This window comes from Streptomyces sp. AC627_RSS907 (assembly GCF_019049165.1).
This window is the reverse complement of sequence record NZ_JAGMUE010000241.1, coordinates 1-748: the sequence shown is the minus strand read 5'-3', so window position 1 is coordinate 748 and position 748 is coordinate 1. Positions and strand designations below refer to the sequence as shown.

The window sequence follows — 748 nt, the reverse complement described above, 5'->3', positions numbered from 1 at the left end:
CTGCTGGCCAGCACGTACAACAAGGGGCGGGCCGACGCGGGGAACTGTGAGGTCCCCTGCGACCGCAGGCCGCACCTGCAGCACAGCGACGACGACGGGGCGACGTGGTCGACGCCGCGCGACATCAGCGGCGAGATCCGCGATCCGCGCTGGGACGCGTGGTACGCCACCGGCCCCGTGCACGGCATCCAGCTCACCCGCGGCAAGCACGCGGGCCGGCTGGTGTTCGGCGTCAACGCGGAGAGCTACGGGACCGACCGCATCACCGAGAACCACGCCGCGCTGGCGCTGAGCGACGACGGCGGCGACTCGTGGCGGCTCGGCGCGCGGGACACGTGGCCGCTGGCCCCCGACGGGACGTTCCGGCAGAAGCCGTCCGAACTGACGCTGGTGGAGCGGGTGGACGGCGGCATCTACGTGAACGGGCGCGAGCAGGAGGGCAAGGACCTCGGCCATCGGGACGCCGCGGTGAGCCAGGACGGTGGGGAGAGCTTCCAGGCGCCGTTCCGCGCGCTGCCCGACCTGTACACGCCGATGGTGCAGGGCGCGGTGATCCGGCTGCCCAGCGCGGGCCGGCGCGGCCCCGGCCGGCTGCTGCTGTCCGCGCCGGCCGACCCGGACCGGCGGCGCACGATGATGATCCGCTCCTCCTACGACGAGGGCCGCACCTGGGAGAGCGTGGACCGGGGCGCGGTGGTGACCACCGACTGGTCCGGCTACTCCGACCTGGTCGCCCTGTCGAACGGCC

At 74.2% G+C, this 748-nt stretch carries 1 protein-coding gene; it reads left to right on the top strand.

Annotated elements, in window-relative coordinates; genetic code table 11:
- The coding region (locus tag KUM32_RS32820; protein ID WP_217145583.1) for an exo-alpha-sialidase at positions 1-748 on the top strand (748 nt) is incomplete at both ends.